This window comes from uncultured Paenibacillus sp. (assembly GCF_963515335.1).
Taxonomy (GTDB): Bacteria; Bacillota; Bacilli; order Paenibacillales; family Paenibacillaceae; genus Paenibacillus_I.
Genome location: NZ_CAUPYC010000065.1, coordinates 1 through 22,372, shown reverse-complemented (window position 1 = coordinate 22,372; position 22,372 = coordinate 1). Strand labels below are relative to the sequence as shown.

Annotated in this window: 18 protein-coding genes; 2 read left to right on the top strand and 16 right to left on the bottom strand. The window is 58.9% G+C overall.

Annotation, left to right across the window (positions count from 1 at the left end; all coding sequences use genetic code 11):
- Positions 1–29: 29 nt before the first annotated feature.
- The 14 genes from RWM61_RS16715 to RWM61_RS16650 form a co-directional block, all read right to left on the bottom strand.
- Positions 30–1,760 carry an MBL fold metallo-hydrolase gene (locus tag RWM61_RS16715; RefSeq protein ID WP_314002867.1) on the bottom strand — a complete coding sequence of 577 codons (1,731 nt, stop codon included), beginning with the start codon at positions 1,758–1,760 and terminating at the stop codon, positions 30–32.
- Between the two features lie 92 nt (positions 1,761–1,852).
- Positions 1,853–3,229, bottom strand: a complete 1,377-nt coding sequence (locus RWM61_RS16710; RefSeq protein WP_314002865.1) for an extracellular solute-binding protein — start codon at positions 3,227–3,229, stop codon at positions 1,853–1,855.
- A gap of 296 nt (positions 3,230–3,525) precedes the next feature.
- On the bottom strand, positions 3,526–4,740 hold the full coding sequence (locus RWM61_RS16705) for an ROK family transcriptional regulator (RefSeq protein WP_314002863.1): 1,215 nt from the start codon (positions 4,738–4,740) through the stop codon (positions 3,526–3,528).
- A gap of 102 nt (positions 4,741–4,842) precedes the next feature.
- On the bottom strand, positions 4,843–6,381 hold the full coding sequence (locus RWM61_RS16700) for an FGGY family carbohydrate kinase (protein ID WP_314002861.1): 1,539 nt from the start codon (positions 6,379–6,381) through the stop codon (positions 4,843–4,845).
- 20 nt (positions 6,382–6,401) lie between these two features.
- Positions 6,402–8,294: a beta-N-acetylhexosaminidase gene (locus RWM61_RS16695; protein WP_314002859.1), complete on the bottom strand. Its 1,893-nt coding sequence runs from the start codon at positions 8,292–8,294 to the stop codon at positions 6,402–6,404.
- 69 nt (positions 8,295–8,363) lie between these two features.
- Positions 8,364–10,517, bottom strand: coding sequence for a Sip1-related alpha-galactosidase (locus RWM61_RS16690; RefSeq protein ID WP_314002857.1), 2,154 nt, complete (start codon positions 10,515–10,517; stop codon positions 8,364–8,366).
- Positions 10,518–10,582: 65 nt separating this feature from the next.
- Positions 10,583–11,872: a four-carbon acid sugar kinase family protein gene (locus tag RWM61_RS16685; protein WP_314002855.1), complete on the bottom strand. Its 1,290-nt coding sequence runs from the start codon at positions 11,870–11,872 to the stop codon at positions 10,583–10,585.
- On the bottom strand, positions 11,869–12,549 hold the full coding sequence (locus tag RWM61_RS16680; protein ID WP_314002853.1) for a class II aldolase/adducin family protein: 681 nt from the start codon (positions 12,547–12,549) through the stop codon (positions 11,869–11,871). The genes RWM61_RS16685 and RWM61_RS16680 overlap by 4 nt, the downstream gene beginning before the upstream one ends.
- A gap of 1 nt (position 12,550) precedes the next feature.
- Complete coding sequence (locus RWM61_RS16675; RefSeq protein ID WP_314002851.1) at positions 12,551–14,986, bottom strand: glycoside hydrolase family 38 C-terminal domain-containing protein; 2,436 nt, start codon at positions 14,984–14,986, stop codon at positions 12,551–12,553.
- Between the two features lie 113 nt (positions 14,987–15,099).
- Positions 15,100–15,765: an aspartate/glutamate racemase family protein gene (locus RWM61_RS16670; RefSeq protein WP_314002849.1), complete on the bottom strand. Its 666-nt coding sequence runs from the start codon at positions 15,763–15,765 to the stop codon at positions 15,100–15,102.
- A gap of 41 nt (positions 15,766–15,806) precedes the next feature.
- Complete coding sequence (locus RWM61_RS16665) at positions 15,807–17,099, bottom strand: amidohydrolase family protein (RefSeq protein WP_314002847.1); 1,293 nt, start codon at positions 17,097–17,099, stop codon at positions 15,807–15,809.
- 104 nt (positions 17,100–17,203) lie between these two features.
- Positions 17,204–18,028: a carbohydrate ABC transporter permease gene (locus RWM61_RS16660; protein WP_314002845.1), complete on the bottom strand. Its 825-nt coding sequence runs from the start codon at positions 18,026–18,028 to the stop codon at positions 17,204–17,206.
- Positions 18,029–18,043: 15 nt separating this feature from the next.
- The gene (locus RWM61_RS16655; RefSeq protein WP_314002843.1) at positions 18,044–18,916 is read right to left on the bottom strand and encodes a sugar ABC transporter permease; all 873 of its coding nucleotides are present in this window, start codon (positions 18,914–18,916) and stop codon (positions 18,044–18,046) included.
- Positions 18,900–19,940 carry a LacI family DNA-binding transcriptional regulator gene (locus RWM61_RS16650; protein WP_314002841.1) on the bottom strand — a complete coding sequence of 347 codons (1,041 nt, stop codon included), beginning with the start codon at positions 19,938–19,940 and terminating at the stop codon, positions 18,900–18,902. Before RWM61_RS16650 ends, RWM61_RS16655 begins: the two co-directional genes overlap by 17 nt.
- A gap of 564 nt (positions 19,941–20,504) precedes the next feature.
- Here RWM61_RS16650 and RWM61_RS16645 point away from each other — a divergent pair.
- Positions 20,505–20,648: a hypothetical protein gene (locus tag RWM61_RS16645; protein WP_314002839.1), complete on the top strand. Its 144-nt coding sequence runs from the start codon at positions 20,505–20,507 to the stop codon at positions 20,646–20,648.
- 20 nt (positions 20,649–20,668) lie between these two features.
- Positions 20,669–20,902: a hypothetical protein gene (locus RWM61_RS16640; RefSeq protein WP_314002837.1), complete on the top strand. Its 234-nt coding sequence runs from the start codon at positions 20,669–20,671 to the stop codon at positions 20,900–20,902.
- A 78-nt stretch (positions 20,903–20,980) separates the two neighbouring features.
- Here the strand turns inward: RWM61_RS16640 and RWM61_RS16635 are convergent, their stop codons facing one another.
- Together RWM61_RS16635 and RWM61_RS16630 are read right to left on the bottom strand one after the other, a co-directional pair.
- Positions 20,981–21,397 (bottom strand): GNAT family N-acetyltransferase, encoded by a 417-nt coding sequence (locus RWM61_RS16635; RefSeq protein WP_314002835.1) that lies wholly within the window; start codon positions 21,395–21,397, stop codon positions 20,981–20,983.
- A gap of 542 nt (positions 21,398–21,939) precedes the next feature.
- Positions 21,940–22,284 (bottom strand): hypothetical protein, encoded by a 345-nt coding sequence (locus RWM61_RS16630; protein WP_399538873.1) that lies wholly within the window; start codon positions 22,282–22,284, stop codon positions 21,940–21,942.
- Positions 22,285–22,372 lie beyond the last annotated feature (88 nt).

Genomic DNA, 22,372 nt, shown 5'->3' with positions numbered 1-22,372 from the left:
ACCGTTGGGCCTAATACGATAAATTCGTTTCAAACCCGGGGGGGGGGCGCGGGCGGGCCCGCGGGGTTAAGCAAAAACGGCCCGCGCCGCGCGCCGCGCGCCGGAAGCGGCGCCGACGCCGCCGCAGGCTCTGCCCGCCAGCCGGGCGGCAGCACGAGCCGCAGCTCCGCCGCCGCGTCGTGCGCGAACGGATTGACTGCCTCCGCCTCTACGGCAAAAGCCTGCCCGGCCGCCACATTCACCTGGTAGGGCGAGAGCCGCACGCCGAAGCCTTCCGCTCCGAAATCCGCATCTTCAAGCGGCAGCAAATCCCGGTGAAGGCGGGCCAGCGTACCGCCCCTTGCCGCCAATTCGGCGAAGTGCCCGGGCTTTACGTGCAGCGGAGCCCAGTGGCCGGTAACGATGATTTCCGGCTGCAGCGATTCATACAGAGCCGCGCTCTCGACGAAGTCGTCGATCCGAAACCGGTTCGGGTAGACGTAATTTTCGAGCAAACCTTCGTCGCCGTGGTACTGGTCGCCCGAGATCAGGATACGTTTGCCGTCCGCCTCCAATGAAACCGCCACAGCGTAAAGCGTATGGCCCGGCAGCGGGTGGAGCGTGAACTCGAACTCCTCCCAACGGACCGGAACGCCTGCCGGCAGCTCGCGGTCAACCGGGATCGGATCGTACCAGAGGCAGGGCAAATCGTATTGCTCCGGTCTGCGCAGAATGTCCGCAAACGAGTCCGCGGCCCACACCTGCGCGCCTTCGATATCCCGAAGCAGGTTAATGCCCGCCACGTGGTCGTCGTGATAATGGGTAGGAACAACCCCTTCCACCCGGTCGATGCCGTATTGCCGTTTCAGCGTTTGCAGCGTGTACAGCCACGGCCTGCGGGACGCCCGGTCGCAGCCGGAGGGCAAGCCCATCATGAAATCGTAGCCGAAGTCGAAAAACAGCGCCTTGCCGCTCTCCGAGCGCAGCACGTAGTGATTAGCCATGCTCGTCCGGTTGCGCAGCAGACGGGGGGTTATTTCCTCGAACGGCCGCTCCTGCATCGGCAGCAGCTGCCGGTATTGCCCGCGCAGCTCCATCAGTTCCCGCAGCCGCCCGATCAGGGAGCCGATCGCCTCCGCCGGAGCCTCCATCGGCTCGCCATGTGACGGCAGCAGACAATCCAGGCCGCGCTCCTGAAGCTCAAGCAACGAGACGGCCGTGTAAGCCAGCCCTTCCCCGCCGTTGTAGGACCACTGCGTTGCCGCCAGCGACCATACCTTGCCCGGACCGTAAATCAGGTCGCCGGTAAAAGCCAACCGCCGGCCGTCCAGCTGCGCAAGCAGGGTGATCGAGCCGATCGTGTGACCCGGGGTCGGTAAGACCGTAAATGCGATTCCGGCAAAAACCTGCGTTCCGTAGTCCTTCAACGTCCCGGCAACCGGCACCGGCTCAAGGAGAGAGAAGCGGTCCTGTCTAACGTTGTAATTGTTGTAGATTTCCCGCGCCTGCCAGTGCGCGTCGACGGCGGCAAACAGATCCTGTTCGCTGTGGGGCACCCAGACCGGAATGCCCGCTTCCACCGCGCGGCCGAGCCCCTGCCCTTGGTCCCGATGGTGATGCGTCATCAGAATCGCGCCGACTCGCGCGATCCCGATGTCCGCGAGCCGGTCGAGCACATCGCCGCTTCCGAAATCGATCAGGACGGCCTGGGCGCCATTTTTCACGATATAGACTTGGCATGTGTCCCGGTACAGATAGAGCTTATCCGATAGTCGGATCATGAGCGGCCTGACCCCTTTCTTGAGCGTCGGTTAACGCGAGCTGTCAGCCATTTATGTTTAGCAACGGTCCGTATCGCGGACTTTCTTCGTATTTAGTCGACGTTGATTTCCGGGAATGCGTTTTTCACTTCTTTCTTGAATTGCGCGACGACATCCTCATATTTCGTGTTGTTATCCAGGCCTTCCCCGGCCACCTTGCCCCACTTGGACAAAATCGTTTCATTGTATTTGTTCGCTTGAAGCGGCGGCATCGATTGCATCGATTCGGCATACACCTTCAGGATAAGCTGATCGCCGAACAGATCGGATTTGAACGTGTCTTGCAGGTTCTCAAACACTTTGTTGTTGCCTGGCATGTTGCCGGTGGCCGCCAGGTTCTGCTCCTGCCATTCCGGGCTTGCAATGAACTTCATGACTTCAAAGGCCAGTTCTTTGTTGGGCGACTTCTCGTAAATGGCCTCATAACGGCCGCCGAGGACGAAGCCTTCCGGTGTTTTGGCTACGCCGAACTTGCCTTTGGCCGCTCCGTCTTTGTTGTCCACCATGAACACCGCCCAAGACGGCATTGCGGTAAGGACGACGGAGCCGTCGTTCAATGCGTTGCCCCAGCCCGCGGACATGAACGGAAGCTTGGCGTCCACGTTGCTTGCGCGCATTTCCAGCTGCGTTTCGTACGTTTCCTGCCACTTGGTGTCGATCGTCAGCTTGCCGTCTTTTACCCAAGTCTCCGTATTGTAAGCGGCGATGTCGAAAAGGGAGCTTGCGCTTTGGATCAGACGAACCTTGCCGCCGCTTTGCTCGTACACCTTTTTGCCGAGCTCGATGACCTTATCCCAGCTGTCGACCATAGCGCTGATCTCGTCCGGATTGTCGGTGCCGAGATATTGCTTCGCGACGTCGCGAATGTACCAGAAGCCGCCCGGCGACGAGTTGTCGGAAATCGCCTTGAGCTTGCCGTCGGACGAACGGCCGTAAGCTTCAACGTACGGCAGATAGTCCGCCACCAGCTCTTCCCCACCCATTGCAGACAGATCGGCCAGATATTCGGTGTCCAGGTATTTGCCGATGTAGCCCCTGTCCAGGTCGATAATGTCCGGGACATTCTTGCCGGATTGCAGCGCCGACATCAGCTTCGTTTCGTATTGGTCGCCCGGGAACACTTGAACGTCGATCGTGACGCCCGGGTTTTTCTCCATGAACTTCGCCGCCATTTGCTCGACTTGATCGAAATAAGTCCAGATGACCAGCTTGCCGGACAGCTCTTTCGTCCCGCCCGCGTTGTCGGCTGCGGCATTTCCCGCGTTGCCGGGATTGCCGGCCGATTGGTTCGTTGCCGCGCCGCTGTCGGCCGCATTGCCTCCGTCAGCGGCATTGCCGCCGCCCGCGTTGTTGCCCCCGCCGCATGCGGCAAGCAAGCCGGTAAGCAGAAAGACGGACAAAATCGAAGTAAACCATTTCCTTGTTTTCAAGACGCTTCTCCCCTTCGGATGGTTTATAATCGGTTAACCGTGGTACACGTAGACCCGAACTGCATGGTGCTCGATGACCGAACTAGCCGGCATCACCCCTTTCGTTCGACAGTTCACACTCGAAAAGATTGAATTCCGGCACAAACTTATTGAATAATGTTTAATAAGTATAGCAATATTATAGTCAGAAAACTCAATCTTGTCTATATGTAAACGTTATTTTTGGATAACATCTTAAATAAAGTTCAATAACTACTCACCCCTGGCTGAATACGGCAAACAGCCCGAAGAGGCCTTCATTCATTCGACAAATACTGTTCCAGCACAAGCGTGCCCGCGCCGATCACACCTGCCTGCTCCTTCAACTCGGACGCGTTTATCATCATCTCTTTGTGAAACGAAGCAAAGCATCTCGACATGGCCACCGACTTGATTTGTTCAAAATACTGCGGATGCTTGTTTGCGAGCAGGCCTCCGATAACGATCGTTTCCGGTGTAATCAGATTGATCACATTCGCCACCGCTATGCCGACGTACCGGGCTGACTCGTTAAGCAGATTCGCGGCGAGTACGTCTTTGTTTTGGGCGGCTTCCATAACCGCATGAATATCGACCGTATCCTCGGCCGTCACATACATCGGAGCCAATTCGCTGGCGACTCCCCGGCGGATTTCCTGTCCCGCCCGGCGCACGATCGCCATGCCCGATGCGACCGCCTCCAGACAGCCGTAGTTGCCGCAGTTGCAGCGGGGACCGTCGAGCTCGATCGTGGCATGCCCGATTTCCCCCGCGCCGTAAGGGAAGCCATGATAAATTTTACGATTGAAAATGATTCCGCTGCCGATCCCTAGATCCGCATCGATATAAATTAAATTGTTCAAGCCGCGGCCCGCTCCGTACCAAAGCTCGGACAACGCCATCACGTTGGCGTCCTTCTCGATCAATGCCGGCATTGGAAACCGCTCTTCAAGCAGCTGTTTTAACGGTACGGACGCAAGTCCCGGTATGTTGGGCGGAGATAAAATGACGCCGTTATACGGATCCAAAGGACCCGGCGAGGCAACCCCTATCCCTACGAACCGCTCTTTCGGCAGCCCTTGCTTGGACATGATGGCATCGACGGCGCGGAAAATTTGTTCCACGATGATATCGCGGCCGGCTCCGGCGTTGAGCTTCGTTTCCTCCTGCGCAACGGCCGCTCCTTTAAAATTAATGACCGATGCCTTAATCGTCGATGCGTTCAGGTGAATGCCGATCGTGAAGACCGCATCCGGATTAAGATCGAGCAGAACCGGCTTCCGTCCGCCGCTGGAAATATCATAACCGGCTTCGAGGATCAGCCGCTCGCGCAAAAGCTCGTCCACGATATTGTTAATCGCCGTGAAGGTCAGGTTTGTGCTCGCCGCAATTTCCGCCTTCGTAATCGGACCGTGATCCCGAATGAAGTGGAGGATGACATAGCGGTTAAGATTTTTCACGTGGCGTATATTTTTTCCTTTATGTACGCTCATAGCAACCCCTGCTTTACGAAAAGTTGCCATTATCATACACGAAGTCGGTTCACCCTGCAATTCCAGACCGGAAGTGCGGACCGTCCCCGGACGATTCCCGAGCTACATAGAGCCGATACCTTTTTCATGCAGCCACTCGCCGTATCCGGCCAACACACCGGCCAGCGCTTTGAAGCCGTGCTCGTACACCCGGCGGTAGCGCGCATTGCGCCCGGCGTCAGGGCTTACCATCCGGGCGCCTGAAGCAGCCGAAGCGGCCGCGCGCATCGCTTCGCCGAAAGAGGCGTACACGCCGGCACCCACCCCGGCGGTAAGGGCCGCTCCGACCAGCGTCGCTTCGGTCAGATCCGGCACCGTCAACGTGACGTTGGAGACGTCGGCTTTAATTTGCAGCCACGCCGGGTTTTTGGCGCCGCCGCCCACAACGGCCATCCGATGAATCGGACTGCCGCCGACTTGGGCCGCGCGTTCGCGAAGCAGCTCCATTTGGTAGGCGTTGCCCTCCAGTACCGCCCGAAGCATGTCCGCTGCGCCGTGCCGTGCCGTCAAGCCGACGAACGCCGCCCTGGCCGCGTGATTCGTTTGAGGCGCCCCGCTCCCCGACAAATAAGGAAAAAATAAAATGCCGGTAGGTCCATGGCCGCATGCGGAGACCGGCTCTTCCAGAAGTTCCATTATTCGCGCATAGGTCAGATTCCCGCCGCCGATCAGTTCGCGCATCCATTCCACGGACCCCCCCGAAGTCGAATGCCCGCCCATCCAGAACATCGTTCCCGCCACGGAGTGAAGGCCGAAGGACAAGCCGGATGCGTAATCGCCGTCTTCCAGCGCCCTTTCCGCGAAGGTGCCGACCATCGTTTCGGCCGTTCCCATCGAGTTGTACACACCGCCGGAGCCCGCGCCGGGCACGGTTAACGATGCGCAAACATGGTCGTGGCCGGCCAGACCGACGACGGTGTCCGGCTGAAGCCCGAGCAGCCTTGCCGCCTCGGGAAGCACACTGCCGACCGGCGTTCCGGCCGGGCATGCCGGCGGAAACAGTTCCGGACGCAACCCGAAGTGCCGGATCAACGGCTCATCCCATTGCTTCCGGTCGATGCGGAAGGCGAAGGTTCTTGCCGCGAGCGTGTAGTCCTCGGCCATACGCCCCGTCAGACGGTATGCGATATAAGCCGACGCCGACAGCCAAACGCTTCCCTTAAGCGACTCGGGGGAAATCTCTTTCAACCACAGCAGCTTCGAGAGCCCCTGCTTGAACGACGGCAGCAAGCCGGTACGAACAAACTGCTCACGCACATCTACCTCTCGTTTGATCCGTTCCGCCTGTGGGACGGACACCGTCTCGAACCAGGGAATGAGGTGCGTCCGCGGCCGGCCGGTCACGCGGTCCGCCAGCAGTCCGCTTTCCGCCATGCTTGCAATGCCGACCGCCCGTACACAAGGGCCGCCGGCCGATTCAACCGCTTCCTTCATAAGCTGCGCAACAGTCGCCCAAAGCAGCTCGGGGTCGTAGCCGACGTATCCGTCCCGGTGCCGCAGCTTGCGGTTCGGGCAGTCCTTATGCACGATGACCGAGCCCCGCTCGTCAAGCAGTCCGACCTTCACATTGGTCGTGCCGATATCAATGGCCAGCAGCATCATATCCACCCTCTCCGGCGGTATTATCCGGAAAATGCTCCCGCGGTCACAATCCGGTGGTACGCTCCCCGGCCCAGCGCCCCCGCAGGCATAACCCAAGGCGCGTCATAATAAAGCCGCTCCTCTTCCAGCTCTTCGATTCGCGCTGCGGAGCCGTTCAAGTAATCCGCGACGCGCTGCCGTGCCGTCTCCAGCCTTGCCGACAGGCCTCCATACCGGATATCGATCACTTCCCAGCCGAACGGTTTGTTCTCGGCAAACCAGTTTGCGCGATGCAGTTTCCGCAGACGGTCGACTTCCGCACCGATCGTCCGCAGCTCCTCCGCCAACTCGCCGAGCTTGGCGCGGTCTCCACGGTCATATGCCGCTTTCAACCGGATGCCGGCATCGCATTTCTTCGCCAGCACCTGCGCCAGCTGCGCATAGAAGGCGAACATGCCTTGCCACACGCCGCCGCGCGCCGCGGCCGCGGCCATTGTTGCCGCCAACGCGGTGTAGTGCTCCGCCATCGGATACGGCACCACATTCGCGTCGTACAAACCGATCAGGACATCCTGCCACAGCAGAAACTTCGAAGGATTCGACTCATGCATGTTGCCCTCGGCGACGCCGGGCGTCGCGTCGAACGCGTTGAGGCTCAGAAAATCGTCCAGTTCGGCGCCCGTGCACAGACGGAAGCGCCGCTGCAGCTCATCCCGTTCGACCTCATCCGCGTAGCCGTGCTCGGCGAACAGCTGCAGCCCGGCCAAGCCCGCGCATACGCTCGTTTCCGCCCCATTGTCGCCCCACATTGTAGCGAATACGTCCCGCACCCCTTCGGCCTTGCAGGCGCGAAGCGCGGCTTCCGTCGTGATGAACGTTTTGCCGTAATTCGGCGCGACGCTCCCCCATGTCCAGACGCCGCCGGCGAACACCGGCATCGAGCCGAAAGCTTTATGCTTGCCGATAAATTCACGGTAAAAGGACTCGTCGCCATGATAATAATCCCAATAAACAAACTGAACGCTCGCCGGCATCGCCGCAATCACATCCTCCGGCACAACCGCTTCCCGGTCGTAATACCCGCCGGTTTTGGAGGCGAGGCGGAAATACATGTCGCTCCAAATCATCGGACGCAACCCGAATTCGCCGCAAATGTCGATAACCTTGCGCAAATGCCCGTTCATAATATTGAAGCGCTTGCGGTAGCCGTTCTGCTCCAAATAGCGCCCAAGGCCGAGCTGATGCGCTTCGTCCATTCCGATGTGAATCGTTTTGCTGCCCAGACAGGCGTGAATGGAGCCGATCATCTCGCGTATAAAGTCATACGTTGTGTCGCTGCCGGCGAGCAAAATGTCCGACGTATCGCGAAGTTCGGCGGCATAATTCCATTTAAGCGCTTCCGTCAGGTGGGCGAGCGTCTGAATGCACGGCACGATTTCAATGCCCAAACGCGCAGCATATCGATCGCACTCCCGCAGCTCATCCGGGGTGTAACGGCCGCGCATATAGCCGAAATACGGATAGCGTTCAACCGTAAACGTGTCCTCGGTATACAGCATAAAGCGGTTCAAGCCCATGAGCGCCATCGCTCTCAGCATTCGCTTAACCGTGTCGACCGTTAAAACCGCATTCCGCGACACATCGACCATCGCGCCGTTCGTCTCGAAACGCGGCGTCTCGATCCGTTGGAACCCGCTCCCGTTCCGCTCCCGTTTGTGTTGAACCCAGAGCCCCAGCGCCCTGTAGAAATGGATCGGCTCCTTATAACGGATCAAACCCTGTCCGTTTCGGTAAGACGCCTCAAGCGCCCCGTCATCCGACACGATCGTCTCGATCTCGATGCCGTCCGCTGCGACGGAAATGCCCAGATCATCCGCCAGCTCCTCAATGCCGGCCGCCAGCCCGCTTGTATCGCCCTTGAAGCAAAGCTTCATGTCCATCCCTCCCTTGTAACGCAACGTTTCTGAACTCGCCGCCGGTCGCGCAAAGTGAATAACCGCCGGTCAAGGCAGCACGATTTCAATCGTTGCGGCTCCTGCACAGCCGCGGCAGTCCGCTTCGTACAGATGCGATCCGGCGTCGGCCAAGCAGTATTGAATCGCTTGACCGTTGCAAAGCACGCGGACCGGCTCCATGCCGCAGACGAAAGCAAACACCCCGCCTTCGCGAAGCCCGATAACCGTCCTCTTCTCCTGCTGCCGCACGCTCCCGACCGCATGCGACGGGACGTATTTATCGGTCAGCCCGATCGGAGATGCGGCGCCGGTCAACGGTACGACCGTATAAAGGGCGTATCCGCCTTCCTCGAGCCGGAACGGAACGCCGCCCTCGAGCCCGATGATCCCGCACTTGCGGGAAAAATGCTCGTACACCGCGAATTCCGTTCCCCGGAGCCCCGGAATGTCGCGCGGACCGACCGTGCCTTCCACCGCCTCGGCAGCTTTGCCGATATGGAATGCCGCGACGACGCCGGCGCGGCCGGCCGTATTCCACAGCTTCAACGGAATGCCGGCCTCGGTCGGGTCCTGCAGCAGGCAGTCCGCGGTCGGACTCGGCGGCGCGTCGCAGCGGATGATTTTCCCGTCGCGATAGATGAGCGGCCATACGTTGGCCGGATCGGTATTGCCCGGCGCGTCGCTGAAATAGATCGGTCCGCCGCTGACGGCGCGCAGCACCGCGCTTTGCACGTCGTCGTGATTTTTGGTCCAGTACATGTCCCAATCGCCCCAGTAGAACGCGCCGTGGTAGAACGAGTTGTACGCGTTCTGCAGCGCATGCTCCGGAAAACCGCGCTTCTCCTGCGGCACGAAATCGTCGCTGTTCCGCGACACGGCCGATTGGGGCCGGTGCCACACGTTCTCGGCCGCCATCCCCATGCAGTTGATGATCGTGCCGTTGAAATGCAGCGCCACGGATGCTTCGAGCGCTTCATGCGCGGCTGCCGCCGCCTCGCCGATGGACCGCTGATCCTTCATATAGTTAAGGACGGCGCTCTGGCTGTCCACCTTCACGAAGTCGACCCCTTGGCGGCGCAGGAACGAATGCCACGCATGCCAGAAACCGAAGCCCCTGCCGGCCTCCGGATACGGAACCAGGTTGCCCCGCGGAACCCGGAACAGCGAGTCCCTCTGCTTCTTGGCGATATCGCTTTCCGGGTGAATGCCGCCCCAATAGCCGACGACCGTATGCCACACCCCGACCCGTTTGATGCCGTACTGCTCTTTCAACACGGCAACCGTATGGGCCAGCCCTTGCGGAAACTTCTCCTTGTCCGCCTCGAATGCCGCCAGCTTGCCGTCCCGAATGTCCGACCAGCCGTCATCGATCATCACCCAACCGACCGGCAGACCAAGCCGCCGAAGCTCGTCCGCTTTCGTCAGCAGCCCCTCTTCATTCACCTTGTGATAAAAAGCGTCCCAGCTGCACCAGCCCAGTTCGTCCAGAACAGCCGGATAGGTCTTGCGTTCGCGCGGCAGCGTCGGATAATCAAGCGCTTTCAGCGAGCGGTCGACGTTGTCCCGCACCAGCCGATACGGATCATGGCCGGCGGCAAGCGCGAAAGCGAGCGTCTCGCAGCGCGTATGTCCGCCCTGATGAGAGGACAGGCGAAGCGTGAAGCCGCCCGCCGATCCCGCTGCGTCCGTCCGGTATACCGGCCCGGTCACAGGCAGCAGATGGCGGTACCCGCTTGCCGTCCGCCACAGCACCGATTGCGTACGCGCCGGAAGCGCCGCCGGTTCCGTACCGAAGAAAGGACGGGTCCACCAATCCTTATGCCGGTAATTGGCCATTAAGCCTTGAATCGGCTCCGCTGGCCGGAAAGTCAGCTCAATGCCGTTATCAGCGGCAAAGGTCCGCTGCTTGCCGAAATCGTTGTCGTTAACGGTCTCCGCAGCGACGAAGCCGAGCACAACATCGCTGTAAGCGCGCAGCGTCAAGCGAACGGCGATCGTTCCTGCCTCATTGCGGTACCGGGCGGCAACGCCCTCGTACGACCCGCTGCGGTCCGCGCCCGAGGCCGGTTCATAGCCGTCCGGTGCGAGCGCAACCGGCGGTTCCGCGGGATCGAGCCGCGCCGCGACGGAGAATGCTTCCATAATATGCTGCGGTGTCGCATCGGATGAAAGGAATAATCCCTTTTCGTTATATTCGAGCATGGGGTCCTCCTAGTGAATGGTATACCCGGCCGCGCCCGGCTTGGACTTTCCTTGCCCGGCCGCGCCTACAGCGACTTTAAATGCCGGACCGCCTTGATGAAAAAAATTTCGCCGCCGAAGCTGCCGGATTTCAGCACCAAATCGTACGGCGGCTTTCCAAGCGAGCGGCACGAGGGCAGCCCGGGTTCGATTTCGCGCAAAACCTGCTGGCCGCCGATGCCGAGCTTGGCGCATACCGCGGCCGACGTTTCGCCGCCCGCGATGAGCAGTTTTCGAACGCCCGCACGGTCCACAGCCGCCTTGACGGCATCGGACAGCGCGTCCGACACGAGCCGGGAGACGTCCGTGTTGCTCATCCCGAGCGATCGGCCGGCTCTCTTCGTCACGGCGATCCGTGCGACGTCGGTTGTGGTATGAACCAGCACGTCACGCCCCTGCTCCAGCGCACCGCAGACGTTGTCCACGACCTCGCGCACATGCGCCGATTTCTCTTCCGCTCGCAAGAGCCGCAGCGAATCGAGCTCATAAGCCGCGATGCCTTCCCGCTTGGCGCATGCGATCTGCGCCGCGGTTTGCGGCATCAAGCTGCCGGCCGCGCACAATACGTTCCCCTCTGTGCCCTGCGATGCGGCTTCCTCCGGCTCCGGGTTCAAGCGCCCCCGGAGCTCCGGCAGCAGCGCCAGCTCTTCCGACAAGGCGGAGCTGCCGCAGAGCACAGGCTCATCCCTGACGGCTTCGGCAATGATGCCGAGCGATCGCTGATCGCGCACATCGAGGATCAGATAAGAGCAGGCCTCGCGCATCCGGTCCATTTCTGCCCGCAGCGCCGCGGCGCCCTGTTCCACAATATCGATCGATACGGAATCGACTTTGCGTTCCGTCTGTGCCTGCAGGATCTCGACCAGATTCGATTGCCGCATCGGATTGGCCGGATCGTTGCGGAATTCCGAGTCCTCCAGCTTTTGGCCGTGCACGTAGTGGACTCCGCCGAGCGTCGTCCGTCCGTTCTTCGGAAAGCCGAGCACGACGACCGCGAACGAAACGCCGAGCGCATCCAGCATGGCGTCGAACTCCGCGCCGATATTGCCTCTGAAGACGGAGCATGTCTTATTGATAAAGCGATCGCAGCCGGCCGCTCTCAGCGCTTGCGTCATCCGGTACACCTTGCCGTAAGCCTCTGCCCCGCCGTCCAGCCTGGAATTCGTGTCCACTACCAGCACATCCGGCATCGGCACGGCGCCCGTCTCATCCGGCCATGCATCCATCGGATACACATAAGTGCGAAGACCGGCTTTCGCATACATAACCCCGATGTCGTTCGCGCCGGTAATGTCGTCGGAGACGATGCCGATCATGCTTCCCACCTCCTTCTCGGACGGTAGCCCGCATGATGAAGAAAATCATGTGCGGTCTCGTCCGGCACCGAACTTAGCGCAATGCCAGCGCTTCTGGCCTCCAGCAGCATTCGGCACGCCATTTCCAGCGTATGAAGCGACATGCGCGCTTCCTTGATGCTCGTGTCGAACACCAGCACGCCATGGTTTTCCAGGAGCAGCACATTCGCTTTGCGCGCTTTCTCCCGGACCGCTTCTCCGAGCGCGGCGGAACCGGGATGGCAGTATCCGACCCGCTCAACGCGTTCGAGATAATACATCGTCTCCACAAACCGGTTCGACGGAATGTCCTCCGCCGCGCATGCGATCAGCGTGCTGTAGAACGGCGACGCGTGCATCACGGCGCCGATGTCCGGGCGCGTCTCGTATACCGCCCTGTGCATCGGCACCTCCTTCGACGGCTTGCGGCCTGCCGGAAGCGTCAGGCTCGCGTCGGTCAAGGAACACTCGGCGAAGTCGTCTTCGCCGAGCTCTCCCAGATACGTGCCGCTTGCGGTAATCAGATAACGGTCCCCGTCGATGCGCGCGCTGATGTTGCCCGCGTTGCCCCACGCCAGTCCGTTGTCCGTCATATATTTGCCCGCCCGCCTCAGCTCGGCGGACACCGATGCAGCCGATCCAGCCGATTCGCGCCCCATATTACTCCACATCCCACTCAAGCATGCCCGTTTCGGCGACCGGCTCCTCCGCACGCTTCGGCACCCGGAACGTCTTGATTTCCGTCGGCTTGAAGTCGGCGCGGATGACCCGGTTCCACTTCGGCAGCCGGATTTCGGCGGACGTCGCTTTTTTCGCCGTTTCGTAGCAGCGCACGATCAAATCCTCATTGTCTTCGGCTTGCTTGACGACGCTGACGACGACATTGTCCTTGTCCACCGACAGGTAGGAATCCGTTTGCGGCAGCTTGCCTTCATGGAACGTTTCAATGACCGCCACCGGTTTGCAGTTGAGCTCGGCCGCGCGGCGCACGGTGCCCGCCTGCGACCAGGTGCCTTCGTGCGGCAGCAGCGAATAGGAGAAGCGCTGAATGCCCTGGTCGATGAACGCGTATTCGCCGTGCGGATCCGGCTCATACGGCACGTGATGGGCATAAATCGGACTGCGCAGCACCGTCAGCGCAAGCTCCTTGTTATGGATGCTGTAGCTGTATTTCGCGTCGTTGAGAAGAGACAGACCGTAAACCCGGTTGCTTTCCTGCACCAGCCCCGTGCAATCGACCCAGCTTTGTCCGGGCTCTTCCTCGCCGTTGTGCTCGCGCTCGATCGTGCCGTAAGGAATCTCGTACGTCTGCGTGCTGAAAATAACGTTGACCGGAAACACCAGCTTCAGCATCTTGAACCGTTCCCGCCAATCCACCGTCACCTGCACGTCGATCTGGTCGCGGTCCGGATACATGGCGAAATCCTGCACCAGCTTCGAGTTTCCGTATTCGCTGACGACGCGGATGACCGACTTGACAGGCCCGTGCTCGATCCGAAGCACTCTCGTCGCCTTGAACGTATCGAGCGCATCATTGAAATGAAGCACATCATGACTCCACGTATCCGAGGCGTCCGCGATCACGACCGGCTTCGCCGCTTCGCCCCTGAACACCTCATGGTTCAGCCGTTTGTCGCGCAGGCTTTTGATGAAGCCCGTCGCGCGGTCGAATTCAAGCCGCAGGATGCGGTTTTCCAGCACGAGGTCGCTCGCCGCGATCGGCTCGCCGACCGGCTTGATCGACTCGGATTCCTTAACCAGTTTATAAGTGCGATACCCCATCGAAGGCAAGTCGGCCATAAAGCTGAGCCGGTAACGTCCGCGGGCCGCGGCCTGGGATTTAACCGTCTGGAAAGGCACCGGGTTGCCCGCGTCATCGAGCAGCACGGTCTTTTCCTTGATGCCGCCGACTTCCAGCTCGACGTTCACCCGGCTTTCCCACGCGTGCGGATTGAACACGACGATCGGACGCATCGATTCGTCCTGCTCGATGCCGACATTCCAGGACAGCGACTGGATCGCGTAATTGAGCGAACGGTCGGCGATCGCCATCGACTCGCCGAACAAATATTGCGCATCCTGGTACGCCGGCTCCAGGCTTGTGCCTGCCAGTATGTCATGGAACTGGTTGAACAGCACGTTTTTCCACGCGCGGTCGAACTCCTTCAGGGGATACGGCTGTCCCGTGATCCACGAGGCGAGGGCGGAAAACTTCTCCGCGGCAATCAGCCGGTTCTCCGCCTGGCGGTTCCACTGCTTGATGCCGGAATGAGCCGCGTAGCAGCCGCTGGCATGATGCTGCAGGTCGTCGTGCACGACGGGAAACGCGATGCCTGAGCTCTCCATATCCTTGAAATACCGGTCCGGCGTTGCGAATTCGAGCTTCGGCAGATCCAGCTCCCCGTTCAGGCGGCGGATGCTTTCGATGTTTTCCTTCGTGGGGCCGCCGCCGTGATTGCCTACGCCGTAGAACAGCATCAGATCGTCAAGCGGCTCCTTGAACTCGCCCAGCGTGCGGCGGACGTGCCCCTCCAGATCCTTGCCCCACGACAAATACTCGAACAGGATGCGGAACGTCAGCACCCGCGAGCCGTCATCCGATTCCCACCAGAACAGGCGGCCGGGAAGGCCTTTCTCGTTCGGCATCGGACGCATCATCACATAATAATCCATGCCGCTTTTCTTCAGAATTTGCGGCAGCATGGCATTATGGCCGAAGCTGTCCACGTTGTAGCCGACCTTCGCGGTGACGCCGAATTTCTCTTTGAAGTAGCGCTGGCCGTACAACCCCTGGCGAACGAACGATTCGCCGCCCGGCACGTTGCAGTCAGGCTGGATCCACCAGCCGCCGACGATGTTCCAGCGTCCTTCCCGCACCCGCTCGCGGATTTCCCCGAACATGGCGGGGTCGTTGTTTTCGATCCACTCGTACATCGCCGCCGAGCTGGACGTGAAAATAAAATCATCGGATTCCTTCATCCGGTCGAGCGCGGAGCGGAACGTCGCCTTCGCCTCCTGAAACCCTTCCTGCCACTGCCACAGCCATACCGGATCCAAATGCGCGTTGCCGATCATGTAAAGTTTTTTATTCTTCAACGTGGTCAACTCCCGTTATTGTTATGGATGAACCGTTCGATCAGGCCACTCCGGCTGGAGCGGGAAGCTTCCGGCTTGGCCGGCGCTGCATTGGCTTTGCCGACTCCGCCCGCTCACCTGCCTTCCAGCCTCCGCTTCACGTACGCCATGCCGAGTGCCGGACTGGTCAGAAACCGCTCCCGCTCCTGCGTCGAGAACCGGGACAGCACGCGCGCCATCGAAGCCTGAGCAAGCACGACCAGCTCGGTCCGTTCGCCCAGCTCCCTCAATACGGAAGCAAGCTCCTCGTCATGGCCTTCCTTATCCCCTTCGATCAGCTTGCGGTAAGCTCCGGAAGCCACCACAGGAACGAGCTCAACCGTCTTGCCGATCTTCTCCGCTTTCGCGAGCAGCAGCCGCTGTGTCGGGTTCAGCGTCGTTTCAAGCGTCGCGGCCACGCCGATCGCGGTCGCCGAGCGGACGGCGTGCTCCGCCATCGCATCGTCGATCCGCACGATCGGGACACCGATGTCCGGCTGGACGAGCGCGCTCAGCTCGCCGATCGAGGAGCAGGCGTTCAGAATGCAGTCCGCGCCCAGCTTCTCCGCAATCCGGGCGTATTCACGCCAGCGGTCGCGAATCTCCTCTACCTGCCCGCCGTTGACGGCCAGCTGCGGCAGAATCGAGTCGTCAACCAGGTTCACGACCTCGATGCCCGGCATCGTCTCCTGCGCCAACGCTTTAAGCGGATCCACCGTGACGGGCGTCGTATGCACGATCGCCAGCTTATAACGTCCCATATGCATTTCCTCCTTTTCGCATCGCATCGGACATACCGCTTTCACCTCGCGCCGGCGCCCGGAGCGGCCGGTTTCTTGTCGATATCCAACTCGTACAATTCGATGAGATTATCCCGGAATACACGGTCGGCATAATGAATCGCCTCGGCTTCGTCGAGCTCCCCGGCCTCCGTTTTTTCCCGCAGGACATCCGCGACGATTTTCTTCGCCAGCTTCAGATGCGCGTATGTGCCCTCAATGTGATTGTAGTCGCCGCCGAAGGCCTGAATTTTCGTCATCGGCACCATTTCGATCATCTGATGCAAAATCCGTTTGCCGGCCGACGGCGACATAATGTACACCCACGTCAGATCGGCATAGACGTTCGGATAGTTTTTAACGATGCTCAAATAGGCGTCATGATATGGAAAACCGCCATGCAGCAGCACAAACCTGGCTTCCCCGTATTCCGCGAGCAGCGGAAGCAGCGAAGTGGCGTTCGAGTTCGTGATGATGTTGCCGTTGGCCGACACGCTCGGTTCATGGTGGCCGGTATGAATCTGGATCGGCAGGCCGTAAGCGATCGAGCGCTGGATAATGAAATGAATGAGGTAGTCCTGAAGCGGCACCGACTCTTCCTGCGAAATGCCCGCTTCCAGCGTGCAGCCCATCAGCCGGTTGAAGGCGAGCTCCGCGTCCCGGAAGCTCGGCTTGCCGCTCGCAAGCGTCCGCCAGTAAGCATGGCCCAGCTTTGTCGCCACCATGCCTTCGTTCACGTACTTATGCATTAACGTATCCACGGCATCCAGATACTGCTGCAGCGTGTGGACGGTCGTTCCCGACTGTCTCTCGACATCTTGGATATCCTGCAGCTTCCGCAGCTTGAAGGTGAAATCCATAAACATGATCGGGCGGAAAAGCTCGTAATCCAGCCTGGTCGTCTGAATCAGGGTGAAGGCCAGATCGATTCCCGCCTTCTCGCTCAGCACCTCGCGGTACCAATCCGGGTTGTGCGTGGCGGCAACGACCTTGTCATTGACCCGCATAATGCCGTCAACGGTCCAATCGCGCATATCGTACAAATCTTCCATCGCCGTTCTGAATATGCGCGCATAGGTGGTGTTCTTCGTACGTTCCCAGTAGGTCAGAAACTGCCTCGCCTTCTCTTCGTCACTCAGCTTGCTATGTCTGCCGAGAATGCCGCGGGCCATGCCCGCCGTCGCCATATCCGAGTCCAAATAATGCATAAGGGAGAAAAAATCGTGATTTTCCCGCTTCCGGATTTGCGGTGTGGCCAGATGCTCATGTCCGTCAATAATGCGAAGCTGGTTGAGATGCTCGTGTATGCTGCTCATTGCCGGGTTGACTCCTTCCTGGGCGGGCCGGCCGTTTCCCGCCAAGCGAAACGACCGTCTCAGCCGCTTGATCCACGTTGATTTCCGGGAATGTATTTTTCACTTCAGCCCTTCACCGCGCCGGCGGCAACGCCGCTGATGATGCGCTTGGACATGATGGAGAAGAAGACGAGAATCGGGACGACCGAGATGACGATGCCGACATACTGGGCGCCGAAGTCGGAGGAGAATTGCGACTTCACGCTGGCGATCATGACCGGCAGCGTCTGCTTGTCGTTGTCGAACAGCACGATCAGCGGCGTCAGGAAATCGTTCCACTTGCCGATGAAGGCGAAGATGCCGAGCGTCGCCAGCGCCGGGCTCATCATCGGCAGCACGATCCGGTTGAACAGCTGGAACTCGCCGTAGCCGTCCATCCGCGCCGACTCGATGACCTCCATCGGCACCGAATCGTCCGCGAACTGGCGCATCAGGAAGATGCCGAAGGCGTTGCTGACGGCCGGGAGCACAAGCGGCCAATACGTATCGAGCATCCGGAACGTGTCCATCAGCTTGTAGAACCCGATGATCCCCAGCTGCCCCGGGATCATCATCGTCCCCAGGACGCACAGGAACAGCGCGTTTTTATAGCGGAATTTGTACTTCGAGAAGCCGAAGCCGGCCAGCGCCGAGAAGTACACGTTCAGCGCCGTGGCCGCGACCGTGATGAACACCGTGTTCGCGAAGCCGCGCCAGATGTTGACCGTGTCGATCAGCCGCCGGTAGTTTTCCGTGAACTGGTCGCCCGGCAGCAGCAGCAGCTTGCGCGCGATATCCGAGTTCGTATGCGTCGAGGTAATGAACATGCTGTAGAACGGCACCAGGGCCGTCACCGCCACCGCGATCAGAAAGAGATAGAACAGCGTGCGGGTAAGGAAGGATTTGGTCATGTCGGCGCTCGCCTCCTATTCTTGCTTCATGGTGAGCCGGGCGGTGATGGCCGTGAAGAACATGACGACGATGAAAATGCCGTAAGCGACCGCCGCGCCGTAGCTGTAATCGAAGTTTTTGAATGCCGTCTGGTAAAGGTACATGACCATCGTTCTGGCCGTATTGTTCGGCCCGTCCCCAAGCATCAAGGCCGTGTCGAACAGCTGCAGCCCGCCGATGACCGAGGTGATGAAGGTGAACAGGAACACCGGCCGCAGCATCGGCAGCGTCACGCGCAGCGTCGTCTGCCATTTGCCCGCACCGTCGACCTCCGCCGCCTCGAACACCTCGCCCGGCACCGACTGCAGCCCGGCGATGAACACGATCATGTTGAACCCGAAGTACTGCCAGGCGGTGACCGCCGCCACGATGATCCGCGACCACATCGGGCTGTTGAACCAGTTGACCGGCTCGCCCACGACCCCGAGCGCCAGCAGCATTTTGTTCACCGAGCCCGTCTGCCAGTCGAAGATCAGGAAGAACAGGACGGCCAGCGTGACCGGCGTGACGATATGCGGGAAGAAGTACACCGCCCGGAAAACATGCTTGCCCCGCACGAACTTCTCGTTGAGCACCAGCGCCAGCACGAGCGCGAGCGTCAGCTGCGGCACGATCGACAGGATCCAAATGATCAGCGTATTGCCGATCGTTTGGTAGAAAAAGCTGTCCTGCAGCAGCCGCGCGTAGTTGGCCGCCCCTACATACACCGGAGCCGAGAAGCCGTCCCATTTCATGAAGCTCAGGTACAGCGTGTACAGAATCGGCACCAGCCCGAATACACCGAAGCTGATGAAGAACGGCGCAATGAAGTAATAGCCGTAGTGCGATTTGTCAAGCTTCGTTTGCATCCCTTTGTCCTCCTCGTCCTGTCAGCTTTCCGCAGGAGTCACGCACGACCAGCCGGGGCTTGAGCAAATAATGGCTCCGATATTCCTCGCCCTGCGCTCCCTCGATTTTTTTGAAAAGCCCTTCGGCAGCCTTGCGGCCGATTTCCTGGAACGGTTGGCGCACGGTCGTCAGAGACGGATATACCCATTCGGATATCGAGATATCGTCGTAGCCTACAATGGACATTTGCTTCGGAACGTTGAAGCCGTGCTCCTGCACTGCACGCAGCGCTCCGATAGCGGTTTCATCGTTGGAGGCAATGACGGCGGTGAAGCCCTGCGTTTTGAGCAGCCGCTTCATTGCCGCATATCCGCCCTGATTGCTCCAGTCCGACTCGACGACCCAATCCGGCTGATAGGTCAGACCCAGCCTTGCCATCGCCCGTCGGTAACCGTTGAACCGGTATTTGTTCGCGGCCGCGCGCTCAGGGCCGGCAATATAGGCAATATCGCGGTGGCCCAGGCCATGCAGATAAGCAACGATATCCGCAACGCCCGTGGCGTTGTCGACATCCACCGAGAAAATGCCGTCCAATTCGCCGTGATCGCCGATCAGCGCAATCGGATACGGCGATTCCCGGATTTTGGCCAGATTTTGCGGATCGCGCCTCTGGAAACTGACAAGAATGATCCCGTCGACCTGACCCTCGTACAGCATGCTCAGAAACGAAATTTCATCATTGTAATTGGACGTCCAGCTTAGAAATATGCAATTGTAGCCCTGCCGCTTCGCAACCTTCTCGATGCCGCGGATAATGCCCGAGTAGAAAATGTTGGAGATGTCGTCCACGACGACGGCAATCGTGTGCGTCTTGTTCATCACCAGTCTGCGAGCGTTTGCATTCCGGTGAAAGTTGAGTTCCTTGATCGCTCTCTCCAACGCTTCCTCCGTATTTTTTTTGACCTTCAGCCCGTTCAAGTACCGGGATACGGTACTTTTGGATGTGTTGGCCAGCCTGGCCACATCGTGAATGGTAGGATTCATCGGCATCCCTCTTTCTGTTCTCCCTTTTCAATTTGAAAAAATGTTCCGGTTTCGGATTTTTGGGAACGTTCCCGTTTTGGGGTTTGGCACCGGACCGACGGCAGTCGGCCGATAGCGCGTCGTTCCGCTCAGCCTCAGGAAAATGGTTGTCGACAGCCTGTTTTTGCGGCCAAGCCGGAACACGCAAAAATTTCGGGAACGTTCCCACTTTGAAAAAAATGCAATAACCCACTTTGCTCTGTGAGCGTTACGATTTTCTTGTTTAATCAATAAGATGATTCGATAATAACGCTTTCACAGGACACTGTCAACCCTCGCGACGCCTCGGCAACGCCTGTTAATCCTGCGCGTCTGGAAGGCTTGAAGAGTGCATTGCTCCAAGCGAAACAGAAGACTGTCCGGCTTCGCCGCGATTCGACCGTGAAGATCCCACTTATGCATGTACGGCTTACGATACATACGCTGCGGGTTATGTGGCATTATTGAAAGCATAATGAACCGTATACATAACCGAGCATTTTTTGGAAAAAATAATGGCATCTTCGTGGGAAGGGAGTGTGCAAGGTGGATAAGGAAACGCAGGAAGGCATGAAAAATCTCGATGCCACGGCCAGCGCCGCAGACATCGTAAAAGATGCGGCGTCCCGGCACAAGGCTGAATTCAGCGAACAAGAGCAAAACATAAAGATCAGCGACAATCGAGAATAAACCATTAAAGGAGGTTGCAAATGAGCGAACAAACGAAAACCACCCAGGCGGAAAATGCGCTTGAAGCTCTGCAGCATGCCGTGGACCAGGTTGAATCCCACCCGTCGGAGAACAAGATCGAGGAAGCCGATAACGCGCTGCGGCATGCGGCGGCGGCCGTACGCCAGGCTGCGGACAGCGAAAGCGGAGCCGAAGGACTTACGCAAAGGCTTCAGGAAGAAAAGTCTGTTCTGGACGGCATTTCGGAGCATTGACCGGAGATTGAGCCGCATTATGCGGCTCTTTTTCTTTGCGATCGCGCCATCGCATCAAGCATATCAACCCGATGTGCTTTAAAAAGCAGGCAGCCGCAGCATCATGACTTCCTGCCGTTCGAATTTAAACTTTTCATACAGCCCATGGGCGTCGCGCGTTTCGAGCCCCACCCAGGTGCTTTTCAGATCGAGATGCGCGCACAGAAACTTCATCAGCCATTTACCCAAGCCGACGCCGCGGTGATCCGGGTGAATGATGACGTCGCACAGCCACGAAAAGGTGGCCCGATCCGTAATGGCGCGGGCGAAGCCCACCTGTACCCCGTTGTGATAAATGCCGATGCAAAGCGAATTCTCGATGCTTTTCTCCATCGCTTCCATCGTTCTCGTCGCGGCCCAATAGCTGCCCTGGAGCATGCTCAAAATGACGTCCGGCTGCAGCAGTTCCTTGCGGTCGCTGATTTTGTAGGACATCGTCTCATGTGTCCATTCCATCAACTTTCTCTCCTTTGGCAGGTCGTATGGTAAAAAGTTTCTCCATAATGCCGCCCGTACAACCCTATCATTCACCCAAAAACGGTCGAATCCGTCCTTTTAACGGGACAAATATACAAGCACACTCATCGAGAGGCACATATATGGTAAAGGGTCAAAATCCACATGTAAGAGGTGAAGGTTTGATGTCATGCAATCCATGCCCCGCAAGCCGAATCGTAGATCCTCCGATTGTAATCTGTCGGGATTTTTATCATCCGCAATTGGTGGACATTATCCATCCGGTCGAAATCGTAAACCGTCATCATTGCGTTCCGGTTCCGCGGCATATTTATACGTACACCGTCCGCGATGAATTTTGCCCCGCCCCGTATCCCGGACCTGTTGCCCAAATCAGGCATGCCGGAAAAAAACGAGCCAAACGTTAAGCCGCCGATCGCCAAAAAGCTGCCTCAACGTCATTGGAAGATGACGTTGAGGCAGCTTTTTCGTACGTTTCGCTTCACAGCTGCAGTGTAACACACTCGGACCGAAATCAAAGGCTATGCGCCCAACCGGAGCTCCTCCAGCACCCGCCTCATTTCCCGTTTCGCCTCAAGCACAATGTCCTCGATATCCCGCTTGCTCGGATTGTCCAGATGAATCCCGGCCACGACGGCCACCGTCCTGCCGAGCGCAATCGACGCCATTTCCGCCAGCTCCAGCGCCAGTTCTGCCTCCCGGTGGCCTGGAAACGACAGCAAACCCGTCTTGGCTGCCGGCTCACCGCTCGGACAGGCCGTTGCAATCGCGCCGATATGCGCTTGGCCCCCGCTCACCAGAAACACATGATCCTCACCCATAGCGGCTACTCTGATTTCGACTTTGTTTCGTTCTTGAGATTGCACGTCCGGCACCGCTCATCCGACCTTTACATTCTTCCTAAATTCCCGCTGAAAATTATACCTACACAACGAATACATCCACAATATGTAA